Source organism: Blastococcus sp. SYSU D01042 (genome assembly GCF_054050515.1).
The window spans coordinates 1-26460 of record NZ_JBJGZM010000007.1; the positions used below are offsets into that span (position 1 = coordinate 1).

The following is a 26460-nucleotide window of genomic DNA, read 5'->3' on the forward strand; positions in this document are numbered from 1 at the left end:
ACCCGGCGCGCGGGCCCGGCGGAGGGGGCCGCCCCCGCGGGATTGGGGCGCCGCTGCGCCGTGGCGCCCACCGGGGCGGGTGCGCGGACCCGCCCGGTGGGGGCGTCGCCTCACGGGCCGGCGAAGACGCCCTCACCGCGGGACTCCGACCGGCCGGGAGCCGGCGAGTCGTAGCGACCGGCCTCGGCGCGGCCGACGACGAAGTGGTGCACCTCGTCCGGCCCGTCGGCCAGGCGCAGCGTGCGCTGGCTGGCGTACATGCCGGCCAGGGGCGTCCACTGCGACACCCCCGTGGCGCCGTGGATCTGGATGGCCTGGTCGATGATCTGGCAGACCTTCTCCGGCACCATCGCCTTCACCGCGGAGACGTAGACGCGGGCCTGGGCGTTGCCCAGCACGTCCATCGCCTTGGCTGCCTTCAGCACCATGAGCCGGCAGGCGTCGAGCTCGATGCGCGCCCGCGACACCGTCTCCATGTTCTTGCCGAGGTTCAGGATCGGCTTGCCGAACGCCTCGCGGAACTTCCCCCGGCGGACCATCAGCTCCAGCGCCTTCTCGCCCTGGCCGATGGCACGCATGCAGTGGTGGATCCGGCCCGGACCCAGACGCACCTGGCTGATCTCGAAGCCGCGGCCCTCGCCCAGCAGGATGTTCGTGGCGGGCACGCGCACGTCGGTGAAGCGGATGCGCATGTGGCCGTGCGGGGCGTCGTCCCGGCCGAAGACCTCCATCGGCTCGAGCACCTGGACACCCGGGGTCTCCATGGGCACCAGGATCTGCGACTGCTGCTGGTGCGCCGGTGCCTCCGGGTTGGTCTGGCACATGACGATCATGATCTTGCAGCGCGGGTCGCCGGCCCCGGAGATGTAGTACTTCTCGCCGTTGAGCACGTAGTCGTCGCCGTCCCGCACCGCCTGCAGCCGGACGTTCTTGGCGTCCGAGCTGCCCACGTCGGGCTCGGTCATGGCGAAGGCGGACCGGATCTCGCCGTTGAGCAGCGGCTGGAGCCACCGCTCCTTCTGCTCGGGGGTGCCCACGCGCTCGAGCACCTCCATGTTCCCGGTGTCCGGGGCCGAGCAGTTGAGCGACTCCGAGCCCAGCGGGTACTTGCCGAGCTCGACGGCGATGTAGGCGTAGTCGAGGTTGGTCAGGCCGCCGACCTCGGAGTTCGGCAGGAAGAAGTTCCAGAGCCCGGCTTCCTTGGCCTTGGTCTTCGCCCCTTCCAGCGCCTCGAGCTGCCCCGGCGCGTACGACCACCGGTCGGCGCGCCCCTCGCCCAGCCGGTGGAACTCCTCCTGCATCGGAGCGACCACGTCCTCGAGGAAGCGGACGACGCGGTCGTAGAGCGGCCGGGCCTCCTCGCTCATGCGCAGGTCGAACAGCTCCGCGGGCTCGGCTCTCTGCATCAGGGGTCCCTCTCAGCTGGGTGGTGCGGCGGCGGTGACGAGCGTCGCACAACGGGGTGGGGCGCACGTCACCCGGCGTCCTCCGTGCTCGACCCCGGCCCCGCCGGTCCACTACGGTCCGCCTCGCCGGCCGGACGGAGTCGTCCGCGCCACGGACCGCTCGGGGAGCAGCAATGGCGCTGACACGCGAAGCAACCGTCGAGGAAGCCGTCGAGGCGGTGGACCGCGACGGCTACGTCCTCATCGAGGGGCTGATGGACCCGGAGTGGGTGGCCGGCGCGCGGGCGGACCTCCAGCGGGTGCTGGCCGAGACCTCCACCGGGCGGAACTCCTTCGAGGGCTTCTCGACGCAGCGGGTCTACGCGCTGTTCGCCAAGACCCGGTACTTCGACGGGCCCGGCACCCACCCGCTCGTCCTCGGCGTCCTGGACCACGTGCTGGGCCACTACCAGTTCAGCGCCCCGGTCGGCATCCAGATCGGCCCGGGGGAGGTGGCGCAGGTGCTGCACCGGGACGACGACGTCTACCCGCTGCCCCGCACCGGCCGCGACGTCGTCGTCAACACGATGTGGCCGCTGGACGACTTCACCGTCGAGAACGGGGCGACGCGCTTCGTGCCCGGCAGCCACCGCTGGGAGGCGGGCCGGGTCGCCACCGAGGAGGAGACCGTCGCCGCGGTGATGCCCGCCGGCTCGGTGCTGATCTACGTCGGCAACCTCATCCACGGCGGGGGAGCCAACCGGACCGACCGGCCGCGGCTCGGGGTCATCCTCGAGTACGCCGCCTCCTGGCTGAGACCGCAGGAGAACCACACCCTCGCGGTGCCGCGGGAGGTCGCCCGCGAGCTGCCCGAGCGGCTCCAGGAGCTGCTCGGCTACAACATCCACCCGCCGTTCCTCGGCTACGTCGACGGCCGGCACCCCCGCCGGGTGCTGCAGCCGTGACCGGCGCGCTCGCGGAGCGGCAGGTCGAGGCCGGTGGCCTCTCGGTCACCTACCTGACGGCGGGGCCGGAGGACGGCCCGCTGGCGCTGTGCCTGCACGGCTTCCCGGACACCGCGCACACCTACCGGCACCTGCTCCCCGAGCTGGCCGCCGCCGGTCTCCGCGCCGTCGCCCCGTTCTCCCGCGGCTACGCGCCGACGGACGTCCCCGCGGACGGGCGCTACCAGACCGGGGCGCTGGCCCGGGACGCGAACGCGCTGCACGAGGCGCTGGGGGGTGACGAGCGGGCGGTCCTGGTCGGTCACGACTGGGGTGCGCAGGCCGCCTACGGCGCGGCGAGCAGCGCGCCGGACCGCTGGCGGCGGGTCGTGGCGATGGCCGTGCCGGTGGGGCCCGCGCTGGCCGGCTCCTTCTTCTCCTACGACCAGATCAAGCGGTCGTTCTACATGTACTTCTTCCAGAACCCGCTGGCCGACGGCCTGGTGGCCGCCGACGACCAGGCCTTCATCGCCCGGCTGTGGGCGGACTGGTCACCCGGCTACGACGCCGCCGAGGACCTGGCGCACGTCCGCGGGGCCCTCGGGACGCCGGAGAACCTCGGCGCGGCGCTGGGCTACTACCGGGCGCTGTTCGACCCGTCGCGCCAGTCGCCCGAGCTCGCGGCCGAGCAGCAGGCGGTGAGCGCCGTCCCGCCGCAGCCGACCCTCTACCTGCACGGGGACCAGGACGGCTGCATGGCCGCCGACGTCAGCGGGACGGTGCGCAGCGTGCTGTCGCCCGGGTCCGACGTCGCGGTGATCGAGGGCGCCGGGCACTTCCTGCACCTCGAGCGGCCGGACGAGGTGAACCGGCGGATCGTCGGCTTCCTGGGCGCCTGAGCGTTCCGGTCAGACCGGGCTGAGCTCGTCGCTCCGGCGGCGATGGGGATTGCTGCGCTGCTCCGTGCGTCCCACCGGGGCGGGCCGGGCTGCAGGCATCCGGACGGCGGGGGGCGTCCGGGCGTGCTCGGGCTTCGGCGGCCGTGACCGGGCGCCGGCCAGCAGCGCGTGCGGGCGGGTGGTGTCCTCGTCCGGCGCGCCGGGGACCTCCGGGGACGCCGGGAAGGCCTCGAGGCGCGGCGGGTGCGCCGGGTCCGGCAGCCGCAGCTCGGCCAGGTCCTTCCAGGTGGAGTGCCGCAGCCCGTCGACGACGCAGCGCACGCGGACCAGCACCCGCCCGCCGGCGGTGTGCGTCCAGCCCAGCAGTTCGCCGGAGTACCAGATCCCGCGGTGGTGGATCTCCACGGGCTGGGGGTCGCCCGCGAAGAGGTGCACCACCGGATCCCCGCTCACGGGGCGGACTGTAGGTCGGCGGAACGGCCCCGCCCGGAAGGCGCGCGTGCGCCCGGTGCGTCGCGTGACGGGCCAGTCCCACCACTCACTCCGGTGCCTGCCGCCACCCCCGCCGACCGGCCCTCCGGAGCGCGTGTACAGTGGCATCTACCGACGCGGGGTGGAGCAGCTCGGTAGCTCGCTGGGCTCATAACCCAGAGGTCGCAGGTTCGAATCCTGTCCCCGCTACCACGACGGAACGGCCCTCACAGTCGCACTGTGGGGGCCGTTTCCGCATCGGCCGTCGACGGCACCGCTCCGGCGCAGGACTCCCTGCGCGCCCCACCGGGGCAGGCGTGTGCCCGGCAGTCTCGAGGAGGAGCAGTGGCTCGACGAGGCCAGCCCCAGTCGGGGGCTCGCCGTACCGCCCCGCGCGGTCAGCGACGCAACCGCGGACCGGAGGACGTCATCTCCGTGCTCGCACGCGCCGTGCGCGAGGTCGAGGCCGCCGTGCAGCGGGGCTCGGTGACCGCCTCGGTGCGCACCAAGTTCCAGGCCGTCGCGCTGGTCGCCCGCGAGGAGCGCGCCCGCGTCCGGGCCGACGAGAGCGGCACCCCGAGCCACAAGGCCGAGCAGCTCAAGCGGCTCGAAGGGATCGCGACCATCCTGGCCCGGACGGCGGTCCGCGACTCCGGGCTGCTGGCGTTGCTCGGCGAGGACGCCGTCGTCTCGGGCTCGGCCCGGGCGCTGGCCTCCGAGATGCTCCTCGCGGCCGGTATCGAGCCGGCGCCGGTGGAGCCCCCGCCGGCCCCGGTGGTGGAGACGCCGGCCCCGATCGAGCGCCGGGTCGTCCCGCAGTCCGTGATCTCCCGGCAGCTGGCCAACCCCTTCCTCGCGCCGGACTTCGAGGCCGCCCGGCAGGCGGCCCCCCGGCCGCACCGCCTGGCCGGCTGGGAGCTCCTGGCCCCGCTGCTCAACTCCTTCGAGCGCGCCGGCGGCGGCGCCCCGGCCTGCATGGACCTGCCCTTCCCGACCGACCGCTTCACCCCGGCGGGCTCGCAGCTCATGCCGCACCAGGGCCAGCTCGTGGCCGCGGCCGCGGCCGGCCACCGGACCTTCCTGCTCGCCGACGAGCCCGGCCTGGGCAAGACGGCGCAGTCGCTGCTCGCCGCCGAGGCGGCCGACGCGTACCCGCTGCTGGTCGTGGTGCCGAACGTGGTCAAGACCAACTGGGCGCGCGAGGCCGGTCGCTGGACCCCGCACCGCAAGGCCACCGTCGTGCAGGGCAACGGCGAGACGGTGGACGGCTTCGCCGACGTCGTGGTCGTCAACTACGAGGTGCTCGACCGGCACGTGGGCTGGCTCGGCGAGTTCGGCTTCCGCGGCATGGTGGTCGACGAGGCGCACTTCATCAAGAACAAGACCTCGCAGCGGTCGCAGCACGTGCTGGAGCTCTCCGAGCGCATCCGGTCGCGCACCGCCCGGCCGCTGCTCATGGCGCTGACCGGCACCCCGCTGATCAACGACATCGACGACTTCCGCGCCATCTGGCAGTTCCTCGGCTGGATCGACGACAGCAAGCCGCTGGGCGCGCTCATGGACGCGCTGGAGGCCACCGGGCTGACCCCGGCCGACCCCGGCTTCTACCCGGCGGCGCGCAAGGCCGTCATCGACCTCGGCATCGTCCGCCGGCGCAAGGTCGACGTGGCCGCCGACATCCCGGCCCGGCGGATCGCCGACCTGCCCGTCGAGCTGGACGACAAGGCCGGCCGCTCGATCCGCGCGGCCGAGCGCGAGCTGGCCCGCCGCCTGGTGAAGAGGTACGAGAGCGCGCTGGCCGCCCGGGAGTCCGCCACCGTGGTGGAGGGCATCGACCTCGACCTCGTGCGCAAGGTCGCCGGGTGGGAGCTCAAGGACGCGACCTCGTCCGAGGCCGGCGAGAACGTCTTCGGGATGATGCGGCGCATCGGGCAGGCGAAGGCCGGCCTGGCCGCCGACTACGCCGCCCAGCTGGCCCGCAGCGCCGGCAAGGTGGTGTTCTTCGCCAAGCACGTCGACGTCATGGACGTGGCCGAGGAGTCCTTCGCGGAGAAGGGCATCCGGTTCGCGGCGATCCGCGGCGACCAGACGCCGTCGGTCCGCCAGCGCAACATCGACGCCTTCGTGAACGACCCCGAGGTCGCCGTCGCCGTGTGCTCGCTGACCGCCGCCGGTGTCGGCATCAACCTCCAGGTGGCCTCCAACATCGTCCTCGCCGAGCTGTCCTGGACCGATGCGGAGCAGACCCAGGCCATCGACCGCAGCCACCGCATCGGGCAGACCGAGCCGGTCACCGCGTGGCGGATCATCGCCGCGCAGACCATCGACGCCCGCATCGCCGAGCTGATCGACAGCAAGGCCGGGCTCGCCGCCCGTGCGCTGGACGGCTCCGACGAGGTGGCGTCGTCGACGGACGTGCAGCTCGAGGCGCTCGTCGCCCTGCTCACCAGCGCGCTCTCGGAGTAGCGGCCTCCGGCCCGGTGCTCCGGGGGCCCACTGCTGGATCAATCCCTATCAAGCTGATAGACATGGTGCATGACGCGCTCCGGCACCGCTCTGGTGACCCGCGTGCACGTGGACCTGCGGCGCTCCGCCAGCGCGCTGTGTCCGCCCCGTCGCTGAGCTGACGCCGCACCTCGCCGCCGACCGCGACCCGGTCGGACCTCCTTCGCGCCCCGTCGTCGCGCCGCCGGGCCGCACCCATCCCACCCTGGAGCACCGAGATGTCCCTGCACCTGCACTGGTTCCTGCCCACCTCCGGCGACGGGCGGGAGGTCGTCGGCTTCGTCAACCAGGAGGGGACGGCGTCGGTCGACCGCGCGCCCACGCTCGACTACCTGGCCCAGGTGGCGCTGGCCGCCGAGTCGCTCGGGTTCGAGGCGGTGCTCACCCCGACCGGCACCTGGTGCTCGGACGCCTGGATCACGACGGCGGCGCTGCTCGGGCGGACCAGCACGCTGAAGTTCCTCGTCGCGTTCCGGCCCGGCCTGATCACCCCGACCCTCGCGGCGCAGCAGGCGGCCGCGTACGCGGAGCTCTCGGGCGGGCGGCTGCTGCTCAACGTGGTCACCGGTGGCGACCAGCAGGAGCAGCGCCGCTTCGGCGACTGGCTGGACCACGACCAGCGCTACGAGCGCACCGACGAGTTCCTGCAGGTGCTGCGCGGGGCCTGGTCCGGTGCCCCGTTCGACTTCGAGGGCGCCCACTACCGGGTCGCCGGCGCCACCGTCCGCAGCGTGCCCTCGCCGACCCCGGAGATCTTCTTCGGCGGCGCGAGCCCCGCCGGCCGGGAGGTCGCCGCCGCGCGGGCGGACACCTACCTGACCTGGACCGAGCCGCCGGCGCAGGTCGCCGAGCTGATCGACGACGTCCGGCAGCGCGCGGCCCGGCACGGCCGGACCCTGACCTTCGGCATCCGGGCGCACGTCATCGCCCGCGACACCTCCGAGGAGGCGTGGGCGGAGGCCGCCCGGCTGCAGTCCCGCATGGACCCGCAGGTGATCGCCAAGGCCCAGCAGCGGTTCTCGTCCGCGGACAGCGAGGGGCAGCGCCGCCAGGCGTCGCTGCGGGCGGGTGCGAACGAACGGCTCGAGATCCACCCGGGGCTTTGGGCGGGCTACGGCCTGGTGCGCACCGGGGCCGGGACGGCGTTCGTCGGCAGCCACGCGGAGGTCGCGTCGCTGATCGAGGAGTACGCGGAGATCGGCATCGAGCACTTCATCCTCTCCGGCCAGCCGCACCTCGAGGAGGCGTACTGGGTCGGCGAGGGCGTGCTGCCCGAGCTGCGCCGGCGGGGCCGGATCGGCGCCGAGGGTGCCGACCTGCGCGTGCCCGCCCTCGCCTGAGGGGGCGCCCGGGGGAGGGGTGGCGCACTCGGACGGCCCTGAGTGTTGTGCGTCACCCCTCGGCTCATTAGCGTCAGCGCTGACCGTTTTGCCAGCCCGACAGTGAGGCGCCCCGTGTCCGTGAACACCCCTGCCGGCCCGCTCGACGTCCCGGAGCTCGACCTCGAGGCGATCGACCTCTCCGACCGCGACTTCTGGGCCGAGCCGCCGGCGGTCCGGCACGCGGTCTTCGACAAGCTGCGGGCCGAGCGCCCCTTCGCGCACTTCGCCGAGCCGGTGATGGAGGGCATGGAGGCCGGCCCCGGCTACTGGGCGGTCACCCGGCTCGCCGACCTGGACGCCATCAGCTCCCAGCCCGCCGTGTTCTGCTCGGGCAAGGGCGCGGTGTCCATCCAGGACCTGCCGGCCGACCTCAGCGAGTTCTACGGCTCGATGATCAGCATGGACGACCCGCGGCACGCGCGGATCCGGCGGATCGTGGCCAAGACCTTCACGCCGCGGATGCTCGAGCAGGTCATCGACTCCGTCGTCGGCATCGTCGACGACGTGCTGACCGAGGCGCGGGCCAAGGCCGAGGCGGGCGACGGCAGCATCGACGTCGTCGCCGACATCGCCGCCCCCATCCCGCTGCGGATCATCTGCGACATGATGGGCGTTCCCGAGGAGGACCGTCTCCTCGTCCTGAACGCCTCGAACACCATCCTCTCCGGCGGCGACCCCGAGCTGACCGACGAGGAGGACCCGCTCACCGCGCTGCTCGAGGCCGGCATGAACATGGCGGCGCTCATGGAGCGGTTGGCGGCCGAGCGGGTCGCCCACCCCACCGACGACCTGACGACGGCGCTGGTGAACAGCGAGGTCGACGGCGAGAAGCTCACCCACCAGGAGATCGCCTCGTTCTTCATCCTGCTGCTGGTGGCCGGCAACGAGACGACCCGCACGGCGATCGCGCAGGGCCTGTTCGCCCTGTCGGAGAACCCCGACCAGCGGGAGCGCTGGATGGCCGACCCGTCGCTGGACAAGACCGCCGTCGAGGAGATCGTCCGCTGGGTCAGCCCGGTCACCTGGATGCGCCGGACCGCGACCCAGGACGGCGAGGTGAACGGCCACTCCTTCCAGGAGGGCGACAAGTTCCTGCTCTTCTACGCCGCGGCCAACCGCGACCCCGATGCCTTCGAGGACCCGCACCGGTTCGACATCGCCCGCAGCTCGAACAACCACGTGGGCTTCGGCGGGCACGGGCCGCACTTCTGCCTCGGTGCGCACCTGGCGCGCCGGGAGCTGGCGGTCACCTTCCGCCGGCTGTTCGAGATCTGCCCCGACCTGGAGATCACCGGCGAGCCGGACCGGCTGCGCTCCTCGTTCGTCAACGGCCTCAAGCGGCTGCCGGCGCGGCTCACGGGTCAGCGATGAGCCGGGTCCAGGTCGACCGGGAGCGCTGCGTCGCCTCGGGCGTGTGCGAGTCGCTCGCGCCGGACGTCTTCGAGATCGACGACGACGGCGTGCTGCAGGTGCACCGCGAGGAACCCGCCGACGGCGAGCTGGACGACGTCCGCGACGCCGTGCAGCAGTGCCCCGCGCGGGCGCTCTCCCTGGCCGAGTGATCGAACCGGCCGCCCACGGGTAGGGACGGGGCATGGAGCCCACTGTCACCAACGCGCCGGACGCGAACCGCTACGAGATCCGCGACGGCGACCGGCTGCTCGGCCACGCCGACTACCAGCGCGAGGGCGGCACCGTCGTCTTCACGCACACGGAGGTCGACCCCGACGCCGGGCAGTCCGGTCTGGGCAGCACGCTCGTCCGGGGTGCCCTGGACGACGTCCGCGCCCAGGGCGGGAAGGTCGTCCCGCGCTGCTCGTTCGTCCGCGGCTGGATCGGCAAGCACGAGGACTACGCCGACCTGGTCGCGGGCTCGGAGAGCTGAGCCCGTTCGGCCGCTACGGTCGGCGGCGTGGTTCTCGAGCACGCGCTGCTGACCGTCCGGCCGGGGGAGCAGGCCGCGTTCGAGGCGGACTTCGCCCGGGCCCGGCGCCTCATCGCCGCGGCCCCCGGCTTCCGGGGGCTGCGGCTGTCGCGCTGCCTGGAGCGCGACACCGGCTACCTGCTGCTCGTGGAGTGGGACCGGCTGGAGGACCACACCGAGGGGTTCCGCGGCAGCCCGGCCTACCAGGAGTGGAAGGCGCTGCTGCACGGCTACTACGACCCGTTCCCGGTCGTCGAGCACTTCACCACCGTGCTGACGGCCGAGCCGCCGGCCTGAGGTCAGGCGGTGAGCGCGGAGCGGTCGGCGGGTGCGGTGAGCTCCTCGGCCAGCCGGTCCAGCGGCAGGTCGAGCGCGTGCGCCAGCGCCGCAACCGTGAAGAACGTCGGCGTCGGCACGCGGCCGGACTCGATCTTGCGCAGCACCTCGAGGCTCACGCCGGAGGCCGCCGACACGTCGGCCGGTGACCGGTCGCCGCGCGCCCCCCGCAGCAGCAGGCCGAGCCGGCGGCCCCGCTCGCGTTCCTCGGCAGTCAGCGGGGGTCGGACCATGGTCGTGATAGTAATACCGGGATAGCAATACCGGAAGCCTGCGAGGAGAACACCGTGATCGAGCTACGGACCCCCGGGGAGCTGGACGCCATGCGTGCCGCCGGGGCGGTGGTCGCCGACATGCACGCAGCGGTGCGGGCCGCCGCGGCGCCCGGCGTCCGGCTCACCCAGCTCGACGCCATCGCCCGCGACGTGCTGGCCGACGCCGGCGCCACCTCGCCGTTCCTGGGCTACGCACCGCTGTCCACCACACCGCCGTTCCCCGGCGTGCTGTGCCTCTCGGTGAACGACGTCGCCCTGCACGGCATCCCCACGCCCGAGGAGCTCCTCGACGGCGACCTGCTCAGCGTCGACGCCGGCGCGGTGCTGGACGGGTGGGTCGGGGACGCGGCGATGACCTACCCGATCGGCACGCCCCGCCCGGAGGACGTGGCGCTCGTGGACACCACCGAGCGGGCGCTGGCGGCCGGCATAGCGGCGGCCGTCGTCGGCAACCGGGTCGGCGACATCTCCGCAGCGATCGGGGCCGTCGGGCGGGCAGGCGGCTGCGGGATCAACACCGACCAGGGCGGTCACGGGGTGGGCCGCTCGATGCACGAGGCGCCGTCGGTGCCCAACGAGGGGCGGCCCGGGCGCGGCGTGCGGCTGCGCGCCGGGCTGGTGATCGCCATCGAGCCGTGGTTCCTGGCGGGGGGCAGCGACGACTACACCGTCGACGCCGACGGGTGGACGCTGCGCAGCGCCGACGGCAGCCGGGCCGCGCACGTCGAGCACACCGTCGCCGTCACCGAGGACGGGCCCCGGATCCTGACCCTGCCGCTGTGATGCGGACCCGTCCGGAGGCGCTGGTCATCGATCTGGACGGGGTGCTGCGGCTCTGGACGAGCCAGCGGACCGCCGAGATCGAGCGGCGGCACGGCCTGCCCGACGGAGCGCTGACCGCGGTCGCCTTCGCTCCCGACCGGCTGGTGCCGACCGTCACCGGCCGGGTCACCGATGCCGCGTGGCGGGCCGGCGTCGCCGAGGAGCTCACCCGGCGGCACGGCGCCGGCGGCGAGGCGGCCGTGCGCGAGTGGTCGGTGCCGGTGGGGGAGGTCGACCCGGACGTCCTCGGGCTGGTCCGCGCCCAGCGGCGGCTGCGCAGGGTGGCCCTGCTGAGCAACGCCACCGACCGGCTCCGGTCGGACCTGCGGGCGCTGTCCCTGGACGACGAGGTCGACGCGGTCTTCAGCAGCGCCGAGCTCCGGGTCGCCAAGCCCGATCCGCAGGTCTTCGCCCTCGTGTGCGCGGCCCTGGGGCTGGCGCCGGCGCAGTGCCTGTTCGTGGACGACTCCGCCGAGCACGTGGCCGCTGCCGCAGCCGTCGGCCTGAGGGCGCACCGCTACCGGTCACCGGCCGGGCTCGAAGGGTTCCTCGCGCGCTACGGCTGAGCCCGGAGCGGGCGGACCATCTCGATCTCGGGTCCGATCCTGCTCTCGAACCGGGCCCCGGTCGGGGTGAAGCCGGCCTTCGCGTACGCGCGCTGGGCCCGCACGTTGCCGGCGTGCACGTGCAGCCGCCTCGCCGAGCCCGCGCTCCCGGAGCCAGCCGGCGGCCTCGTCCAGCAACCGCTGCAGGACGCCCAGGCCGCGGTGGCCGGGCCGCAGGTAGACGGCCACCACGTTGCTGGCGGATGGTGTCTCCGCGGCATCGGCCAGTGCCACGACGCTGCCGACCCAGGTGCCGTCCGCGTGGAGGGCGACGAACTGGCGGGCCGGGGCGTCCGGCCCGGCGTCGGTCGAGGAGCGCGCGACCTGGTCGGCCCAGAACTCGTCGCTGCGACCGGCCGCCTCCGCGTAGGTGGTGAGGAAGGCGACGGCCGCCGCCTCGTCGGAGAGCGCGGCGAGCCGGAGCGCCCGGGCCTCCCGCCACTCGTGCGCCCGCACCGCGCGGACGTCGTACGGCGGAGGCATCAGCCCAGCGCCCGCTCCAGGTCGGCGAGCAGGTCGTCGACGTCCTCGATGCCGACGGAGAGGCGGACCAGGTCGCCCGGCACCTCCAGCGGGGAACCGGCGGCGCTGGCGTGCGTCATCCGGCCGGGGTGCTCGATCAGCGACTCCACCCCGCCCAGCGACTCGGCGAGCGTGAACAGCTCGGTCCGCTCGCACACCCGCAGCGCCGCGTCCTCGCCGTCACGGAGGCGGAAGGAGACCATCCCGCCGAAGCCGGACATCTGGCGGGCGGCCACCTCGTGCCCCGGGTGGGAGGGCAGGCCCGGGTAGAGCACCGCGGCGACCTCGGGCCGCCCGCTGAGGAACTCCGCGACGCGGGCGGCGTTGGTGCAGTGCCGGTCCATCCGCACGCCGAGGGTCTTGAGGCTGCGCAGCACCATCCAGGAGTCGAACGGGCCGGCCACCGCGCCCATCGCGTTGTGGTTGTAGGCCAGCCGCTCGCCGAGGCCGGCGTCCCGCGTGACGAGGGCCCCGCCGACGACGTCGGAGTGCCCGCCCAGGTACTTCGTCGTCGAGTGCACGACGACGTCGGCCCCCAGCGTCAGCGGCCGCTGCAGGTAGGGGGAGGCGAAGGTGTTGTCGACGACGAGCAGCGCGCCGGCCCCGTGCGCGACCGCCGCCGTCCGCTCGATGTCGGTGATGTTCAGCAGCGGGTTGCTCGGCGTCTCGCACCAGACCACCCGCGTGGTCGGGCGGATGGCCGCGCGCAGCGCCTCGGCGTCGTCGAGGTCGACCGGCGTGTGCTCCAGGCCCCACTCCGAGAGCACCCGGGAGATCAGCCGGAACGTGCCGCCGTACGCGTCGCCGCCCAGCACGACGTGGTCGCCGGCCCGGCAGACGGTGCGCAGCAGGGTGTCCTCGGCGGCCAGGCCGGAGGCGAACGCCAGCGCGGTGCTGCCCTCCTCGAGCGCGGCCAGCGCCGCGTGCAGCGTGTCGCGGGTCGGGTTGCCGCTGCGGCTGTACTCGTAGCCGCCGCGCAGCCCGCCGACGCCGTCCTGCTTGTAGGTCGTCGTCAGGTGCAGCGGCGGGATGACCGCGCCGGTCGCCGGGTCGGGGTCCTGGCCCGCGTGGATGGCGCGGGTGTTGAAGCCGGTCATGAGCCGACCGTAGGCGCGAGCCCGGCCAGGTGTCCGAGCACGTCCTGCCGGGTGACGACGCCGGCGGGCTTGCCGTCCACGTGCACGAGCAGCGCATCCGCGCCGCCGAGCTGGGCGACCGCCGCGCTGACCGCCTCGCCGGAGCCGACGATCGGCAGCGGCGGGGACATGTGCTTCTCGACCCGGTCGGCCAACGACGCCGTGCCGGCGAACAGGGCGTCGAGAAGCGTCTTCTCGTCGATCGAGCCGACCACCTCCCCGGCGGTCACCGGCGGCTCGGCCCGCACGACCGGCACCTGGCTCACGCCGTACTCCCGGAGGATGTCGATGGCGTCGCGGACGGTCTCGTTCGGGTGCGTGTGCACCAGGGTGGGGGTGGTCCCGCCCTTCGCCTCCAGCAGCTCGCCGACGGTCTCGCCGCCGGCGGCCTCCAGGAAGCCGTAGTCGGCCATCCACGTGTCGTTGAAGATCTTGTTCAGGTAGCCCCGGCCGCCGTCGGGCAGCAGCACCACGAGGACGTCGTCCCTGGTCAGACGCTCGGCCACCCGCAGCGCCGCCACGACCGCCATGCCGCAGGAGCCGCCCACGAGCAGCCCCTCCTCGCGGGCCAGCCTGCGGGTCATCGCGAAGGAGTCGCCGTCGGAGACCGCGATGATCTCGTCGGCGACCTCCTGGTCGTAGGTGGTCGGCCAGAAGTCCTCACCGACGCCCTCGACCAGGTAGGGGCGGCCGGTGCCGCCGGAGTAGACCGAGCCCTCGGGGTCGGCGCCGATGACCTGCACCCGGCCGCCGGAGGCCTCCTTGAGGTAGCGGCCGACGCCGCTGATCGTCCCGCCGGTGCCGGCCCCGGTGACGAAGTGGGTGATCCGGCCCTCGGTCTGCGCCCACAGCTCGGGCCCGGTGGTCTCGTAGTGCGAGCGCGGGTTGTTGGGGTTCGAGTACTGGTCGGGCTTCCACGCGCCGGGCGTCTCGCGGCTGAGCCGGTCGGACACCGAGTAGTACGACCGCGGGTCGGCCGGGTCGACGGCGGTCGGGCAGACGACGACCTCGGCGCCGTAGGCCTTGAGCACGTTGACCTTCTCCTGGCCGACCTTGTCGGGGCAGACGAAGATGCACCTGTACCCGCGCTGCTGGGCGACGAGTGCCAGGCCGATGCCGGTGTTGCCGCTGGTCGGCTCCACGATCGTCCCCCCCGGCTTCAGCTCGCCGCTGGCCTCCGCGGCGTCGACCATGCGCACCGCGATCCGGTCCTTCACCGAGCCGCCCGGGTTGAGGTACTCGACCTTCGCGAGCACCAGCGGCGCGTCGGGACCCAGGTCGCGGGTGACCGACGACAGCCGCACCAGCGGGGTGTTGCCGACCAGGTCGATGACGGACTCGGCGTACTGCACGGCGTGCCTCCTCGCGGGTCCCGACCACCAGGACCCGTCCTCACCATCCCACCAGGGGTGACTGCGCAGGGCACCCGGGACGAGGATGCGGTCATGACGCTTCCCGCACCCGGCACCCGCACGCTCGGCGGTCTGACCGTCTCCTCCCTCGGCCTCGGCTGCATGGGCATGAGCCAGAGCTACGGGGCGGCCGACCGCTCCGAGTCCCTGGCGACGATCCACCGCGCGCTCGACCTCGGGGTCACCTTCCTCGACACCTCCGACGTCTACGGCGACGGCCACAACGAGGAGCTCGTCGGGGAGGCGATCGCCGCCCGCCGCGACGAGGTGCAGCTGGCGACCAAGTTCTCCATCTCGCGCGACGAGCGCGGCCGGATGCGCATCGACGGCCGGCCGGAGAACGTGCGCGCCCGCGCCGAGGACAGCCTGCGCCGGCTGGGCGTCGACGTCATCGACCTCTACTACCAGCACCGGGTCGACGCGAAGGTCCCGATCGAGGACACCGTGGGCGCCATGGCCGAGCTGGTGCAGGAGGGCAAGGTCCGCCACCTCGGGCTCTCCGAGGCCAGCGCCGCCTCGATCCGCCGCGCGGTCGCGGTGCACCCGATCGCGGCGCTGCAGAGCGAGTGGTCCCTGTGGACCCGCGACCTCGAGCAGGAGGTGCTGGGCGTCGCGCGCGAGCACGGCATCGGCATCGTCCCCTTCAGCCCGCTCGGCCGGGGTTTCCTGACCGGCGCCATCACCAGCCCCGACGACTTCGGCGACGACGACTTCCGCAAGAACCAGCCCCGGTTCCAGGGCGAGGCGTTCCAGGCCAACCTGCGGCTCGTCGACGCGGTGCGGGAGCTGGCCGCGGAGAAGGGCGCCACGCCGGGGCAGCTGGCCCTGGCCTGGGTGATGGCCCAGGGCGAGGACGTCGTCCCGATCCCCGGCACCAAGCGGCGCAGCTACCTGGAGGAGAACGTCGCCGCCGCCGCGGTGGAGCTGACGCCTGCGGACCTCGCCCGCCTCGACGAGATCGCGCCGCTCGGCGCCGCGGAGGGCACCCGGTACCCCGACAGCGGCTACGCCTACGGCGACAGCCCGGAGCGCTCCGCGTGACCACCGCGGCGCCGGTCACCAGCCGGGTCCGCGGGCGGGACGGGGTCGAGGTGGCGGTGCACCGCTGGGGCGGGCCGGGGGACCGGCCGCCGGTGCTGCTGCAGCACGGGTTCGCGGCGGACAGCATGCGCAACTGGCAGGAGAGCGGCGTCGTGGCCGCGCTGCTGGCCGACGGCCGGGAGGTGGTCGCGGTCGACGCCCGCGGGCACGGCGCCTCGGACAAGCCGCACGACCCCGCGCGGTACGGCGAGCGGGCGATGGCCGGCGACCTCGCGGAGGTGGCCGACGCACTGGAGCTGGACCGGTTCGACCTCGCCGGCTACTCGATGGGCGCCATCGTGTCGCTGGTGCTGGCCGGCACCGACGCCCGGGTGCGCCGGCTGGTGGTCGGCGGCATCGGGGCGGGGGTGGTCGAGCTCGGCGGCGTGGACTCGCGTGCCGTCGGCCGCGCCAGCCTCGTGGCGGCGCTCGAGACCGACGACCCGGCGTCGGTCACCGACCCGATGGCCGCCGCCTTCCGCACCTTCGCCGACAGCACCGGTGCCGACCGGCTGGCGCTGGCCGCGCACGCCCGGGTCGTGCGCGCCGACCCGCTGCCGCTGGGCGACGTCGCGGCCCCCACGCTCGTGGTCGCCGGCGATGCCGACGCGCTCGCCGCCCGCCCGCAGCTGCTCGCCGACGCGCTCCCGGGAGCCCGGCTCGTGGTGGTGCCCGGCGACCACCTGGGCGCGGTGCGCGCGCCGGCCTTCTCGGAGGCGCTGGTGGCCTTCCTGGGCGACGACGGGGGAGCGTGACGGGCGACGTCCTCCTCGGCGCCGACCTCGGCACCAGCGGCCTGAAGCTGGTCGCCCTGGACGCCGCCGGGGCCGTGGTCGCGGAGGCCGAGCGGGAGTACGGCTACGACCGGCCCGGGCCCGGCCGGGCCGAGATCGAGGTCGCGGTCTGGCGGTCCGCCGTCGACGCCGCGCTCGCCGACGTCGTCGCCGACCTGGGCGGCCGGGCGGTGCGGGCGCTCGGCCTGTCCGGGCAGATGCACGGCACGGTGCTGGTGGACGCCGCCGGACGCCCGGTGCGCCCGGCGGTGCTGTGGCCCGACGCGCGGGCGACGGCCGAGGCGCAGCGGTGGACCCGTCTGGCCGAGGCCGACCGCGCCGCGCTCCCGCCGCCGGCGCCCGGGATGACCGGGCCGGTGCTGGCCTGGCTGGCCGCGCACGAGCCGGGGGCGTTGGAGCGGGCGGTCGCGGTGCTGCTGCCCAAGGACGCGCTCCGGGCCTCGCTGGTCCCGGACGCCGAGGTGGCCGTGACCGACCGCAGCGACGCCTCGGGCACCCTGCTGTGGGACGTCGCGGGGGAGGGCTGGTCCCCGTCCGCCGTCGCGGCCGCGGGCGTGCCGGCGGCACTCCTGCCGGCCGTGCGGCCGGGCGCCGAGGTCGTCGGGACGACGCCGGTGGCGGGGGCCGCGGTCCCGGTGGTCGTCGGGGCGGCGGACACCCCGCTGGCGCTGCTGGCCGCCGGCGCCACCTCGGGCCTGCAGGTCAACCTGGGCACCGGCGCCCAGGTGCTGCGCCCGGGCTGGACCCCGCAGCCGGTCGCGGAGCGGGCGACGGCCGGCCTCGCCGACGCCCTCGACGGCTGGTACGCGATGGCGGCGCTGCAGAACGGCGGCTCGGCGTGGGCGTGGGTGCGTGACGTGCTCGGCATGAGCTGGGCGGAGTTCTTCGCCGCGGCGGAGGGCGCGGCGCCGGGCGCCGGGGGAGTGGTGTTCCGCCCGTTCCTCACCGGCGAGCGCGGCGGCGTCGCCGGTCCGGGCGACCGTGGCGGCTGGAGCGGGCTGTCCGCGGTCACGACGCGCGCGGACCTCGCCCGGGCGGCGGTCGAGGGGGTGGCCGCCGCGATCGGCGCGGCGGCGCGGTCGCTGGCGGTGCCCGACGACGGCCGTCCGGTCGTCGTCACCGGCGGCGGGGCGCGGTCCGCGGTCGTGCAGCAGGCCCTGGCCGACGCCCTGGGGCGCCCGGTGCGGCACCTCCCGATGCGCAGCGCGTCCGCGATCGGTGCCGCCGTGCTGGCCGGCCGGGGAGTCGGGGCGCCGGTCGAACCCGAGCGCCGGCCCGGCCCCGTGGTGGAGCCGCGGCCCGGGGTCTGACGGGCGGAACGGTCGTGCGGCTGCCACCGTTGGACCGGCAGCACGGGGGCGGTCCGCGGTCCCGCGCGCACGGATCGAGGGGACGGGGAGTCATGGCATCGCTGTTCAGCAAGGTCGTCCAGCTGGCGAACAGCCCGCAGGGCAAGAAGGCCATCGCGCAGGCGACGGAGAGGGCCCAGCAGCTGGCGAAGGACCCGAGGACCAGGGCGAAGATCGACGAGGCGCGCCGCCGGTTGCAGGGCGGCAGGGGCGGCACGGGGACCGGCGCCGGTCACTGAGCCGGCGGGCCCCGCGGCTCAGGCGGTCGCGGGGCGCAGGTGCCGCAGGGCGGCGTCGTGCAGGGCGCCGTTGGTGGCCAGCGCGCTGCCGCCCGCCGGCCCCGGAGCGCCGGTCAGGTCGGTGAACCGGCCGCCGGCCTCGCGCACGATGACGTCGACGGCGGCGAGGTCCCACAGCGACACCTCGGGCTCGCAGGCGATGTCGACCGCGCCCTCGGCCACGAGCATGTAGCTCCAGAAGTCGCCGTAGGCGCGGGTGCGCCACGCCGCCCGGGTGAGGTCGAGGAAGCCGTCGAGGGCCTTGCGCTCCTCCCACCCGGACAGGCTCGAGTAGGACAGGCTGGCGTCGCCCAGGTCGCGCACGCCCGAGACGGTGCAGCGGGCGGCGTTCTCCAGCCGCCGCCCGGTCCACGCGCCGACGCCCTTGGCCGCCCACCAGCGCCGGTTCAGCGCCGGCGCCGAGACCAGGCCCACCACCGCCTCGTCGCCGTCCATGAGCGCGACGAGGGTCGCCCACACCGGGACGCCGCGGACGAAGTTCTTCGTGCCGTCGATCGGGTCCAGGACCCACTTCCGCGAGCCGTGGCCGGTCGTGCCGAACTCCTCGCCCATGACCGCGTCGCGGGTGCGCGCGCGGCTCAGCGTGATCCGCAGCTGCTCCTCGACGGCCCGGTCGGCATCGGTCACCGGGGTCAGGTCGGGCTTGGTCTCCACCTGCAGGTCCTGCGCCTTGAAGCGCTCCATGCTGATCGAGTCGGCCTGGTCGGCCAGCACGTGTGCCAGCCGCATGTCCTCAGAGAATCCCCGACCCGACGTCATGGGCACCCAACCTAGCCGCAGGTCAGTCGAAGACGGCTGAACTGACCCCGCTGGGTCCCTCGTACTCGCGGTCCTCGATCTTCCGCAGGGCCTCCAGCACCTCGCCCTCGCCGCCGTGCTGCTCGGCGTGGCGCACGATGTCGTCCTTGCTCGCCGGGTAGTCGATCCCCGACAGGGCCTTCTGGATGTCGATCGGGCTCACCATGCCGGGGTCGGTACCCGGCACGGGGCGACCGATGCCTGCTCTACCGTCGGATCGTGGACGCCGCGACCATCGCCGGGCTGCTGGCCGATCCGGCGCGGCTCAGGGTCGTGGCCGCGCTGGCCCTGGGCGCCGGCACCCTCGAGGAGGTCGCCGAGGCGGCCGGCCTGCCGCTCAAGGACGTGGCCCTCGCGGCCCGGCGGCTCGCCCGCGCCGGCCTGGTGCACCGCGACGGGCGCGACCTCGCCCTGCGCACCGAGCTGTTCGGTGCCGCCGCCCGGGCGGCCGCCGCGGCCGCACCCCCGCCCGAGCCGCTGTCGGACGACCCCGCGCAGGACGCGGTGCTGTCCGCGTTCGTGCGCGACGGGCGGCTGACCTCGATCCCCTCGCAGCGCAGCAAGCGGCTGGTGGTGCTCGACCACCTGGTGCGGGTCTTCGAACCGGGGGTCCGCTACCCCGAGCGCGAGGTCAACGTGCTGCTCGCCGTCTGGCACCCCGACGTCGCGGCGCTGCGCCGCTACCTGGTCGACGAGGGCTTCCTGAGCCGCGAGGCGGGCGTCTACTGGCGCAGCGGCGGCTACGTCGAGGTCTGAGCGCCGCGCCGGTCAGTAGCCGGGGCCGACCTGGCCGACGGCGGCGAGCAGCACCCGCAGCGCCGCCAGCTGCTCCTGCCGCGCCGGGGGCCCGGCGGCCGCCCACGGGTCCAGCGCGCAGTCGGGGTCCTCGGCGGTGTGCCCGCACAGCGGCGGGCAGTCGGCGGCGACCTCGGACATCTCGTCGAAGGCGGAGAGGACGTCGCCCGCGGTCACGTGCGCCAGCCCGAAGGAGCGGATGCCCGGGGTGTCGATGACCGCGCCGCCGCCGGGCAGGTCGAACAGCACCGCCGACGACGACGTGTGCCGGCCCTTGCCGATCTTGCTGACGTCGCCGGTCGCCCGCAGCGCGTCGGGCACCAGCCGGTTCACCAGCGTCGACTTGCCCACCCCGGACTGGCCGACGAAGACGCTCATCCGGTCGCGGATGCGTTCCAGCAGCTCGTCCAGCGGCTGCTCGCGCGACATCGGCACCGCGTCCAGCCGCAGCCCGGCGTACCGGTCGAGCAGCGGCTGGGCCGTTGCGAGGTCGGTCTTGGTGAGGCAGAGCAGCGGCTCGAGGCCACCGGCGTACGCGGCCACCAGGCACCGGTCGAGGAAGCCCAGGGCCGGCTCGGGATCGGTGACCGCGGTGACGATGACCAGCAGGTCGGCGTTGGCGACGACGACGCGCTCGGTGGGGTCGGTGTCGTCGGCGGTGCGGCGCAGCGACGCCGTCCGCTCCTGGATGGAGACGATCCGCGCCAGGCTGTCGGTGCGGCCGCTGGTGTCGCCGACCAGCCGGACCCGGTCGCCGACGACGACCCCGTGGCGGCCCAGCTCGCGGGCCCGCATGGCCGTGACGTCGACCGGCCCGTCGGGGCTCTCGACGCGCACCGTCATGCGGCCTCGGTCGACCGCCACGACCAGACCGGCCACGGCGTCGTCGTGCGTCGGCCGGGTCCGGGTGCGCGGCCGGGACCCCCGCCGGCTCGGCCGGACGCGGACGTCGTCCTCGTCCATCCGCCGGGCGTCGCGCTGGCTGGGGCTCAGCGGGGGGCTCCCACGGGGTCGCCGAGCAGGCGCGCCCAGCGCTCGCGGAAGTCGGGCAGCGTCTTGGTCACCGCGCCGGGGTCGGCCACCTGCACGCCCTCGATGGCCAGCCCCAGGACCGCCGCGGCCATGACCATGCGGTGGTCGGCGTAGGAGTCCAGCCGGGCGGGCCGGCGCGGACCGGGCTCGATCTCCAGCCCGTCGGGCAGCTGGCGGACCCGCGCCCCGACGGCGGTGAGCACCTCGTCGAGGGCCTGCAGGCGGTCGGTCTCGTGGCCCCGCATGTGCGCGACGCCGGTGAAGCGGGAGGGTCCGTCGGCCAGTGCGGCGACCGCGGCGAGCACGGGCACGAGCTCGCTCACCTCGCCCAGGTCGGCAACCAGTGGCCGGATCGACCCGGTGCCGCGCACCTGGAACCCCTCGGGCGTCCGTTCCACCTCCGCGCCCATGACAGCCAGCAGCCGGTCCAGCTGCGCGCCGGGCTGGGTGGTCGCCGCCGGCCAGTCGGGGACGGTCACCCGGCCGCCGGTCACCAGCGCGGCGGCCAGGAACGGGGCGGCGTTGGAGAGGTCGGGCTCCAGGACCCGGTCCAGCGCAGCGATCGGACCCGGCGCCACCCGCCAGCCGCGCTCGGTCGCGACGACGTCCACGCCGTGCTCGCGCAGCGTGCTCACGGTCATCTCGACGTGCGGCAGGGAGGGGACGCCGCCGGCCAGCGCCAGGTCGACGCCCTCGTCGAAGCGGGCCGCGGCCAGCAGCAGCCCCGACACGATCTGGGAGGACTCGCTCGCGTCCACCTCGACGGCGCCGCCCCGCACCCGGCCGGTGCCGTGCACGGTGAACGGCGCCCGCCCCCGGCCGCCGTCGTCGACCTGCACGCCGAGGGCGCGCAGCGCGTCGATCAGCCCGGCGTTGGGCCGGTCGCGCAGCCGGGCGTCGCCGTCGACCGTGACCGGGCCGTCGGCGAGTGCTGCGACCGGCGGCAGGAAGCGCAGCACGGTCCCGGCCAGGCCGGCGTCCACGGTGACCGGGCCGTGCAGGCGCCCGGGGGTGACCAGCCAGTCGGTGTCGCCGGAGGGCTCGATCCCGACCCCGAGCCCCCGCAGGGCGGCGGCCATGAGGTCGGTGTCGCGCGCCCGGAGCGGGTGCACGAGGCGGCTCGGCCCCTCGGCCAGGGCCCCCAGCACCAGCGCCCGGGCGGTCAGCGACTTCGACGCCGGCAGCGGGGCGACGGCGTCGACGGGGGCAGGGTGGTGCGGCGCGGACCAGACGTCACTCACGTGACCAGTCTGCCCGTCCGCGCCGCACGACCCCGCACCTGCTCAGCCCGCCTGCGGCTTGTCCGCCTTCTTGGCCGGGACGGTGCGCACGAGCCGCCGGTTGGCGAACTCGAACATGGCCAGCTCGGAGAGCTCGCGGCCGTAGCCGGAGCGCTTGATGCCACCGAAGGGCAGCTCGGGGGAGGAGCCGGTGGGCTGGTTGATCCAGACCATGCCGACCTCGAGCTGCTCGGCCACCGACCGCGCGTGGTCGAGGTCGCTGCCCATGACCGTGGCACCGAGGCCGAAGTCGCTGTCGTTGGCCAGGGCGACCGCCTCGGCGGCGTCCTTGACCTTGTAGACCACGGCCGCCGGGCCGAACAGCTCCTCGCGGTAGGCCCGCATCTCCGGGGTCACGTCGGTGAGGATCGTGGCCTCCACGAACGCGCCGGCGTGCTCGGGACGCGAGCCACCGGAGACCACGGTGGCGCCCTTGTCGATGGCGTCCTGGATCTGCGCGTGCAGGTCCTGCGCCGCCCGCTCGCTCGACAGCGGCGCGAGCGACGTCGTCGGGTCGGAGGGGTCGCCGGGGGCGAAGGTGCTGAACGCCTGCTTGAGGCCCTCGACGAAGGGCTCGAAGACGTCCTCGGTCACGATCAGCCGCTTGGACGCCGTGCAGGCCTGGCCGGTGTTGCCCATGCGGCCGGCGGTGGCCGCCTTGACGGTGGCCTCCAGGTTCTCGCCGTCCAGCACGATGAACGGGTCGCTGCCGCCGAGCTCCAGCACCGACTTCTTGAGGTGCTTGCCCGCGAGGGCCGCGACCGAGGAGCCGGCCCGCTCGCTGCCGGTCAGCGTGACGCCCTGGATGCGCGGGTCGGCGATGACCTGCTCGACGTCGGAGATGCGCAGGAAGACGTTCGTGTAGACCCCCGCCGGGGCGCCCGCGTCGGTGAACAGCTGCTCGATGGCCTCCGCGCACTGCGGGGTGATCTCCGAGTGCTTGATGATCACCGTGTTGCCCAGCACCAGGTTCGGGCCGGCCACGCGGACCACCTGGTAGAAGGGGAAGTTCCACGGCTCGACGCCGAGCAGGGCCCCGACCGGACGGGTCTCGATGACCGCCTCGCCACCGCCCATCATCGGCTCGATGGACGTCGGCTCGAGGAACTTCGGGCCGTTGCCGGCGTAGTACTTCAGGATCATCGAGCAGAGGAAGAGCTCGCCGACGGCCTCGTCGCGGCGCTTGCCCATCTCCTTGGTGATGAGGGCGGCGTAGTCCATGATCCGCTCGTCGAGCAGCTCGGCGGCCTTCTGGACGACGGCCGCGCGCTCCTCGACCGGGCGATCGCGCCACTCCAGGTAGGCGGAGTGGGCCCGGCCGACGATGCCGTCGATCTCCGAGGTCTCGGTGAACGGGTACTCCTTCTCCGTCTCGCCGGTGAAGGGGTTGACGGTCGCGTAGCGCCGTTCGGCGCTGTCGCTGGCGGTGGTGGGGGCGTTCTGCGTCGCGGTCACGCGGTGATCCTCGTCTCTCGTCGGCTGTTCCGACAGAGCCTTACCCCAAAGGCTTCCCACTTGTCACGGGCGCGGCCTGTCAGGAGGCGCACCTAGAGTGCGGACGGTCAGCCGAACCCGTGCGAGGAGGCACCCATGTGCGGTCGCTACGCCGCCAGCCGCAAGCCGGAGGACCTCGCCCTGGAGTTCGAGGCCGTACCGGCCGGCGGGCAGCCGCCGGTGGCGGCCGACTACAACGTGGCGCCGACCAAGGACGTGCACGTCGTGCGCTGGAAGAAGGAGCGCGACGCCGAGGGCGCGCTGACCGGTGCCGGGCACCGCGAGCTGCGCGTGGTGCGCTGGGGGCTGGTGCCCTCCTGGGCCAAGGACGTCTCGGTCGGCAACCGGATGATCAACGCCCGCGTGGAGTCGCTGACCGAGAAGCCGGCCTTCCGGACGGCGGCGCGCACCCGGCGCTGCCTGGTCCCGGCCGACGGCTGGTACGAGTGGGCCAAGCGGCTGGACAGCCCGGCCAAGCAGCCGTACTTCATCACCCCGCAGGACGGCTCGGTGCTCGCGCTCGCCGGGCTCTGGGAGGTCTGGGGCCGCGGGGAGGACCGGCTCTACACCTGCACCGTCGTCACCTCCCCGGCCGTCGGTGCGCTGCACGAGATCCACGACCGGATGCCGCTGGTCCTGCCCCGCGACCGCTGGGCGGCCTGGCTGGACCCGGCCCGGGAGGACGTCGAGGAGCTGGTCGAGCCCACGCCGGCGGACGTGGTCGAGGCCCTGGAACTGCGGCCGGTGAGCACCGCGGTGAACAACGTGGCGAACAACGGCCGCCAGCTCACCGAGCGCGCCGAGGCCGTCGCGGAGCCGGCCGACCAGCCGGCGCTCTTCTGAGGTGGCCGCACCCGCGGAGGAGTCCGCGCCGCCGGCGACGCCCGCGGCACGCCCGCTGGCCGGCTGGGTCGCCGCCGTCGTCACCTTCCTGAGCTCCGGTGCGGTGCTTGTCCTGGAGATCGTCGGCCTGCGGCTCATCGCGCCCTACGTCGGCGTCACGCTGCAGACCAGCACCGCCGTCATCGGCTTCGCCCTCGCCGCGATCGCGCTCGGCGCCTGGACCGGTGGCGCGGTGGCCGACCGGTCGGACCCCCGCCGGCTCATCGCGCCGCTGATGGTGGGCGGCGGCGCCCTCGTCATCGCCGTCCTCCCGCTGGTGCGCTTCACCGGGTCGGTGGTCGGCGGCGCGGACGCCGGTGCGGTGCTCCTGCTGGCCGCGGTCGCCGTCGTCGTGCCCGCCGCCCTGCTGTCGGCGGTGCCGCCGATGGTGGTGAAGCTGCAGCTGTCGAACCTGGACGAGACGGGTGCGGTGGTCGGCCGGCTGTCCGGGATCGGCACGCTCGGCGCCATCGCCGCCACGTTCGTCACCGGATTCCTGCTCATCGCGGTGCTGCCGAGCAGCGTGATCCTGGTCGGCACCGGCGTCCTCACGGTGGCGGTCGGCGTGGCCCTGGGGCTGCTCCTGCACCGGGGGCCCGGCGTGCGGGGTCGGGTGCCCGGTGCGCTGGTCGTGCTCGCGGTGGCGGGGGCGCTGCTCGCCGCCGTCGCGCCCACCCCGTGCGAGGAGGAGACGGCCTACCACTGCGCCCGGGTGGTGGCCGACCCCGAGCGGGACTCCGGCCGGGTGCTGATGCTGGACACGCTGCGGCACTCCTACGTCGACCTCGAGGACCCGACGCACCTGGAGTTCGAGTACGTGCGGGCGATCGCCTCGGTCGCCGACGCCTCGTTCCCGGGCGACGACCCGGTCTCGGCGCTGCACGTCGGCGGCGGCGGGCTGACGCTGCCGCGGTACCTCGCCGAGGTGCGGCCGGGTACCCGCGGCCTGGTGCTCGAGGTCGACCCCGGCGTGGTCGCCCTCGACCGGGAGCAGCTCGGGCTGGAGACGTCGGCCGACCTGCGGGTGCGGGTCGCCGACGGCCGGGTCGGGCTCGCCGAGGAGCCGGCGGGGGAGCGGGACCTGGTCGTGGGCGACGCCTTCGGCGGACTCTCGGTGCCCTGGCAGCTGACCACCCGCGAGGCGGTCCGGCTGGTCGACCGGGCGCTGGCCGAGGACGGCGTCTACGCGGTCAACCTCATCGACCACCCGCCGCTGGACTTCGTGCGGGCCGAGCTCGCGACCCTGCGCGAGGTGTTCGCGCACGTGGTGCTGCTGGCCCGGTCGCCCGTGCTCGCCGGGCAGGACGGCGGCAACGTCGTCGCCGTGGCCTCGCAGTCGCCGCTGGACGCCGAGGCGATCGGCGCGGCGATGGCCGACCACGACCTCGCCTGGCGGGTCGCCGGCGGCACCGACCTGGACGCCTTCGTCGGGGACGCCGAGGTGCTCACCGACGACCACGCCCCGGTCGACCAGCTGCTGACCCCCTACGAGCGGCCCTGACCGCGCCGGTCAGCCGCGGGCGACGGCGGCCGTCCGGGCGGCGGTCAGCCGCACCAGCTCGGCCGGCGGCAGCTCGACCTGGAGCCCGCGCCGGCCGGCGCTGACGAGGACGGTGCCGAACCCCAGAGCGGAGGTGTCGACGACGGTGGCCAGCCGGGTCCGCTGACCCAGCGGGCTGATGCCGCCGCGCACGTAGCCGGTCGCCCGCTCGGCGTCCGCGGGGTCGGCCATGACCGCCCTGCGGCCCCCGGCCGCGGTGGCGAGGGCCTTGAGGTCGAGGGTGCTGCTGACCGGGACGACGGCCACCGTGAGCGCCCCGTCGACGCGGGTGACCAGCGTCTTGAAGACCTGCCGCGGGTCGGCGCCGAGCGCCGCCACGGCGGCCTCGCCGTAGCCGGCGCCGTCCGCGTGAGCTGCGTCGTAGGGGTGCAGGGTGTGCGGCACCGCTGCCTTCTCCAGTGCCCGCACGGCCGGGGTCGACGCCACGGCCGCAGCCTAGGGCGGCGCGCCTTTCCCGTGCGCGCGGGAATCGGTGCGC

General features: G+C 74.8%; 30 protein-coding genes and 1 tRNA gene. 19 read left to right on the forward strand and 12 right to left on the reverse strand.

Features of this window, described 5'->3' with window-relative positions; all coding sequences use genetic code 11:
- Positions 1 to 110: 110 nt before the first annotated feature.
- Entirely contained in the window at positions 111 to 1406 is a 1296-nt protein-coding gene (locus ACI79H_RS13575; RefSeq protein WP_456554931.1) for an acyl-CoA dehydrogenase family protein, read from the reverse strand.
- A gap of 173 nt (positions 1407 to 1579) precedes the next feature.
- On the opposite strand from ACI79H_RS13575, the gene ACI79H_RS13580 reads away from it, so the two are divergent.
- Together ACI79H_RS13580 and ACI79H_RS13585 are read left to right on the forward strand one after the other, a co-directional pair.
- Positions 1580 to 2350, forward strand: coding sequence for a phytanoyl-CoA dioxygenase family protein (locus ACI79H_RS13580; RefSeq protein WP_456554932.1), 771 nt, complete (start codon positions 1580 to 1582; stop codon positions 2348 to 2350).
- Positions 2347 to 3228 carry an alpha/beta fold hydrolase gene (locus ACI79H_RS13585; RefSeq protein ID WP_456554933.1) on the forward strand — a complete coding sequence of 294 codons (882 nt, stop codon included), beginning with the start codon at positions 2347 to 2349 and terminating at the stop codon, positions 3226 to 3228. The genes ACI79H_RS13580 and ACI79H_RS13585 overlap by 4 nt, the downstream gene beginning before the upstream one ends.
- 9 nt (positions 3229 to 3237) lie before the next feature.
- On the opposite strand, the gene ACI79H_RS13590 is transcribed toward ACI79H_RS13585, so the two are convergent.
- Positions 3238 to 3681, reverse strand: a complete 444-nt coding sequence (locus tag ACI79H_RS13590) for a hypothetical protein (RefSeq protein ID WP_456554934.1) — start codon at positions 3679 to 3681, stop codon at positions 3238 to 3240.
- A 154-nt stretch (positions 3682 to 3835) separates the two neighbouring features.
- On the opposite strand from ACI79H_RS13590, the gene ACI79H_RS13595 reads away from it, so the two are divergent.
- The 8 genes from ACI79H_RS13595 (at position 3836) to ACI79H_RS13630 (ending at position 9807) form a co-directional block, all read left to right on the forward strand.
- A tRNA-Met gene (locus ACI79H_RS13595) sits at positions 3836 to 3912 on the forward strand.
- A gap of 222 nt (positions 3913 to 4134) precedes the next feature.
- Positions 4135 to 6165, forward strand: coding sequence for a DEAD/DEAH box helicase (locus tag ACI79H_RS13600; protein WP_456554935.1), 2031 nt, complete (start codon positions 4135 to 4137; stop codon positions 6163 to 6165).
- A 69-nt stretch (positions 6166 to 6234) separates the two neighbouring features.
- Positions 6235 to 6321 carry a putative leader peptide gene (locus ACI79H_RS13605; RefSeq protein WP_456555175.1) on the forward strand — a complete coding sequence of 29 codons (87 nt, stop codon included), beginning with the start codon at positions 6235 to 6237 and terminating at the stop codon, positions 6319 to 6321.
- Between the two features lie 101 nt (positions 6322 to 6422).
- Entirely contained in the window at positions 6423 to 7544 is a 1122-nt protein-coding gene (locus ACI79H_RS13610) for an LLM class flavin-dependent oxidoreductase (protein WP_456554936.1), read from the forward strand.
- Between the two features lie 120 nt (positions 7545 to 7664).
- On the forward strand, positions 7665 to 8957 hold the full coding sequence (locus ACI79H_RS13615) for a cytochrome P450 (protein ID WP_456554937.1): 1293 nt from the start codon (positions 7665 to 7667) through the stop codon (positions 8955 to 8957).
- Positions 8954 to 9148 (forward strand): ferredoxin, encoded by a 195-nt coding sequence (locus tag ACI79H_RS13620; protein ID WP_456554938.1) that lies wholly within the window; start codon positions 8954 to 8956, stop codon positions 9146 to 9148. The genes ACI79H_RS13615 and ACI79H_RS13620 overlap by 4 nt, the downstream gene beginning before the upstream one ends.
- Before the next feature lie 32 nt (positions 9149 to 9180).
- On the forward strand, positions 9181 to 9471 hold the full coding sequence (locus ACI79H_RS13625) for a GNAT family N-acetyltransferase (RefSeq protein ID WP_456554939.1): 291 nt from the start codon (positions 9181 to 9183) through the stop codon (positions 9469 to 9471).
- A gap of 27 nt (positions 9472 to 9498) precedes the next feature.
- Entirely contained in the window at positions 9499 to 9807 is a 309-nt protein-coding gene (locus ACI79H_RS13630; protein WP_456554940.1) for an antibiotic biosynthesis monooxygenase family protein, read from the forward strand.
- A 2-nt stretch (positions 9808 to 9809) separates the two neighbouring features.
- Here the strand turns inward: ACI79H_RS13630 and ACI79H_RS13635 are convergent, their stop codons facing one another.
- Positions 9810 to 10079, reverse strand: coding sequence for a helix-turn-helix domain-containing protein (locus tag ACI79H_RS13635; RefSeq protein WP_456554941.1), 270 nt, complete (start codon positions 10077 to 10079; stop codon positions 9810 to 9812).
- Positions 10080 to 10133: 54 nt separating this feature from the next.
- Here ACI79H_RS13635 and map point away from each other — a divergent pair, with 54 nt between their 5' ends.
- Both map and ACI79H_RS13645 read left to right on the forward strand, forming a co-directional pair.
- On the forward strand, positions 10134 to 10904 hold the full coding sequence (map, locus tag ACI79H_RS13640) for a type I methionyl aminopeptidase (RefSeq protein ID WP_456554942.1): 771 nt from the start codon (positions 10134 to 10136) through the stop codon (positions 10902 to 10904).
- Positions 10904 to 11509 (forward strand): HAD family hydrolase, encoded by a 606-nt coding sequence (locus ACI79H_RS13645; RefSeq protein ID WP_456554943.1) that lies wholly within the window; start codon positions 10904 to 10906, stop codon positions 11507 to 11509. Before map ends, ACI79H_RS13645 begins: the two co-directional genes overlap by 1 nt.
- On the opposite strand, the gene ACI79H_RS13650 is transcribed toward ACI79H_RS13645, so the two are convergent.
- The 3 genes from ACI79H_RS13650 to ACI79H_RS13660 are packed head-to-tail and all read right to left on the reverse strand — an operon-like array spanning position 11468 to position 14558.
- On the reverse strand, positions 11468 to 12031 hold the full coding sequence (locus tag ACI79H_RS13650) for a GNAT family N-acetyltransferase (RefSeq protein ID WP_456554944.1): 564 nt from the start codon (positions 12029 to 12031) through the stop codon (positions 11468 to 11470). The genes ACI79H_RS13645 and ACI79H_RS13650 overlap by 42 nt on opposite strands.
- Positions 12031 to 13167: a cystathionine gamma-synthase gene (locus ACI79H_RS13655; protein WP_456554945.1), complete on the reverse strand. Its 1137-nt coding sequence runs from the start codon at positions 13165 to 13167 to the stop codon at positions 12031 to 12033. Before ACI79H_RS13655 ends, ACI79H_RS13650 begins: the two co-directional genes overlap by 1 nt.
- The gene (locus ACI79H_RS13660; RefSeq protein ID WP_456554946.1) at positions 13164 to 14558 is read right to left on the reverse strand and encodes a cystathionine beta-synthase; all 1395 of its coding nucleotides are present in this window, start codon (positions 14556 to 14558) and stop codon (positions 13164 to 13166) included. Before ACI79H_RS13660 ends, ACI79H_RS13655 begins: the two co-directional genes overlap by 4 nt.
- Positions 14559 to 14651: 93 nt before the next feature.
- On the opposite strand from ACI79H_RS13660, the gene ACI79H_RS13665 reads away from it, so the two are divergent.
- The 4 genes from ACI79H_RS13665 to ACI79H_RS13680 all read left to right on the forward strand — a co-directional run bounded on the left by ACI79H_RS13665 (position 14652) and on the right by ACI79H_RS13680 (position 18080).
- Positions 14652 to 15659 (forward strand): aldo/keto reductase, encoded by a 1008-nt coding sequence (locus ACI79H_RS13665; protein ID WP_456554947.1) that lies wholly within the window; start codon positions 14652 to 14654, stop codon positions 15657 to 15659.
- On the forward strand, positions 15656 to 16453 hold the full coding sequence (locus tag ACI79H_RS13670; RefSeq protein WP_456554948.1) for an alpha/beta fold hydrolase: 798 nt from the start codon (positions 15656 to 15658) through the stop codon (positions 16451 to 16453). The genes ACI79H_RS13665 and ACI79H_RS13670 overlap by 4 nt, the downstream gene beginning before the upstream one ends.
- Complete coding sequence (locus ACI79H_RS13675; RefSeq protein ID WP_456554949.1) at positions 16450 to 17802, forward strand: FGGY family carbohydrate kinase; 1353 nt, start codon at positions 16450 to 16452, stop codon at positions 17800 to 17802. Before ACI79H_RS13670 ends, ACI79H_RS13675 begins: the two co-directional genes overlap by 4 nt.
- A gap of 92 nt (positions 17803 to 17894) precedes the next feature.
- Positions 17895 to 18080 (forward strand): hypothetical protein, encoded by a 186-nt coding sequence (locus ACI79H_RS13680; RefSeq protein ID WP_456554950.1) that lies wholly within the window; start codon positions 17895 to 17897, stop codon positions 18078 to 18080.
- Between the two features lie 18 nt (positions 18081 to 18098).
- Here ACI79H_RS13680 and hisN read toward each other — a convergent pair whose 3' ends face one another.
- Positions 18099 to 18869, reverse strand: a complete 771-nt coding sequence (gene hisN / locus ACI79H_RS13685) for a histidinol-phosphatase (protein WP_456554951.1) — start codon at positions 18867 to 18869, stop codon at positions 18099 to 18101.
- A 52-nt stretch (positions 18870 to 18921) separates the two neighbouring features.
- Positions 18922 to 19104: a DUF2795 domain-containing protein gene (locus ACI79H_RS13690; RefSeq protein WP_456554952.1), complete on the reverse strand. Its 183-nt coding sequence runs from the start codon at positions 19102 to 19104 to the stop codon at positions 18922 to 18924.
- A gap of 53 nt (positions 19105 to 19157) precedes the next feature.
- Here ACI79H_RS13690 and ACI79H_RS13695 point away from each other — a divergent pair, with 53 nt between their 5' ends.
- A complete protein-coding gene (locus ACI79H_RS13695) occupies positions 19158 to 19694 on the forward strand; it encodes a DUF2087 domain-containing protein (protein WP_456554953.1) in 537 nt (178 codons plus the stop codon).
- A gap of 12 nt (positions 19695 to 19706) precedes the next feature.
- On the opposite strand, the gene rsgA is transcribed toward ACI79H_RS13695, so the two are convergent.
- The 3 genes from rsgA to ACI79H_RS13710 are packed head-to-tail and all read right to left on the reverse strand — an operon-like array spanning position 19707 to position 23500.
- The gene (rsgA, locus tag ACI79H_RS13700) at positions 19707 to 20696 is read right to left on the reverse strand and encodes a ribosome small subunit-dependent GTPase A (protein WP_456554954.1); all 990 of its coding nucleotides are present in this window, start codon (positions 20694 to 20696) and stop codon (positions 19707 to 19709) included.
- 26 nt (positions 20697 to 20722) lie between these two features.
- Positions 20723 to 22006, reverse strand: coding sequence for a 3-phosphoshikimate 1-carboxyvinyltransferase (aroA, locus tag ACI79H_RS13705; protein WP_456554955.1), 1284 nt, complete (start codon positions 22004 to 22006; stop codon positions 20723 to 20725).
- 42 nt (positions 22007 to 22048) lie between these two features.
- On the reverse strand, positions 22049 to 23500 hold the full coding sequence (locus tag ACI79H_RS13710; protein ID WP_456554956.1) for an NAD-dependent succinate-semialdehyde dehydrogenase: 1452 nt from the start codon (positions 23498 to 23500) through the stop codon (positions 22049 to 22051).
- 135 nt (positions 23501 to 23635) lie between these two features.
- Here ACI79H_RS13710 and ACI79H_RS13715 point away from each other — a divergent pair, with 135 nt between their 5' ends.
- A complete protein-coding gene (locus tag ACI79H_RS13715; protein WP_456554957.1) occupies positions 23636 to 24382 on the forward strand; it encodes an SOS response-associated peptidase in 747 nt (248 codons plus the stop codon).
- Position 24383: 1 nt separating this feature from the next.
- Complete coding sequence (locus ACI79H_RS13720) at positions 24384 to 25922, forward strand: fused MFS/spermidine synthase (protein ID WP_456554958.1); 1539 nt, start codon at positions 24384 to 24386, stop codon at positions 25920 to 25922.
- 9 nt (positions 25923 to 25931) lie between these two features.
- Here ACI79H_RS13720 and ybaK read toward each other — a convergent pair whose 3' ends face one another.
- Positions 25932 to 26408 (reverse strand): Cys-tRNA(Pro) deacylase, encoded by a 477-nt coding sequence (gene ybaK, locus ACI79H_RS13725; RefSeq protein ID WP_456554959.1) that lies wholly within the window; start codon positions 26406 to 26408, stop codon positions 25932 to 25934.
- Positions 26409 to 26460: the final 52 nt, after the last annotated feature.

Coding starts and splice junctions, on each gene's coding strand:
- ACI79H_RS13575 (WP_456554931.1), bottom strand. CDS start 1,406: ATGCAGAGAGCCGAGCCCGCGGAGCTGTTCGACCTGCGCATGAGCGAG.
- ACI79H_RS13580 (WP_456554932.1), top strand. CDS start 1,580: ATGGCGCTGACACGCGAAGCAACCGTCGAGGAAGCCGTCGAGGCGGTG.
- ACI79H_RS13605 (WP_456555175.1), top strand. CDS start 6,235: ATGACGCGCTCCGGCACCGCTCTGGTGACCCGCGTGCACGTGGACCTG.
- ACI79H_RS13610 (WP_456554936.1), top strand. CDS start 6,423: ATGTCCCTGCACCTGCACTGGTTCCTGCCCACCTCCGGCGACGGGCGG.
- ACI79H_RS13620 (WP_456554938.1), top strand. CDS start 8,954: ATGAGCCGGGTCCAGGTCGACCGGGAGCGCTGCGTCGCCTCGGGCGTG.
- ACI79H_RS13625 (WP_456554939.1), top strand. CDS start 9,181: ATGGAGCCCACTGTCACCAACGCGCCGGACGCGAACCGCTACGAGATC.
- ACI79H_RS13635 (WP_456554941.1), bottom strand. CDS start 10,079: ATGGTCCGACCCCCGCTGACTGCCGAGGAACGCGAGCGGGGCCGCCGG.
- ACI79H_RS13645 (WP_456554943.1), top strand. CDS start 10,904: ATGCGGACCCGTCCGGAGGCGCTGGTCATCGATCTGGACGGGGTGCTG.
- ACI79H_RS13650 (WP_456554944.1), bottom strand. CDS start 12,031: ATGCCTCCGCCGTACGACGTCCGCGCGGTGCGGGCGCACGAGTGGCGG.
- ACI79H_RS13655 (WP_456554945.1), bottom strand. CDS start 13,167: ATGACCGGCTTCAACACCCGCGCCATCCACGCGGGCCAGGACCCCGAC.
- ACI79H_RS13665 (WP_456554947.1), top strand. CDS start 14,652: ATGACGCTTCCCGCACCCGGCACCCGCACGCTCGGCGGTCTGACCGTC.
- ACI79H_RS13680 (WP_456554950.1), top strand. CDS start 17,895: ATGGCATCGCTGTTCAGCAAGGTCGTCCAGCTGGCGAACAGCCCGCAG.
- hisN (WP_456554951.1), bottom strand. CDS start 18,869: ATGCGGCTGGCACACGTGCTGGCCGACCAGGCCGACTCGATCAGCATG.
- ACI79H_RS13690 (WP_456554952.1), bottom strand. CDS start 19,104: ATGGTGAGCCCGATCGACATCCAGAAGGCCCTGTCGGGGATCGACTAC.
- rsgA (WP_456554954.1), bottom strand. CDS start 20,696: ATGGACGAGGACGACGTCCGCGTCCGGCCGAGCCGGCGGGGGTCCCGG.
- ACI79H_RS13715 (WP_456554957.1), top strand. CDS start 23,636: ATGTGCGGTCGCTACGCCGCCAGCCGCAAGCCGGAGGACCTCGCCCTG.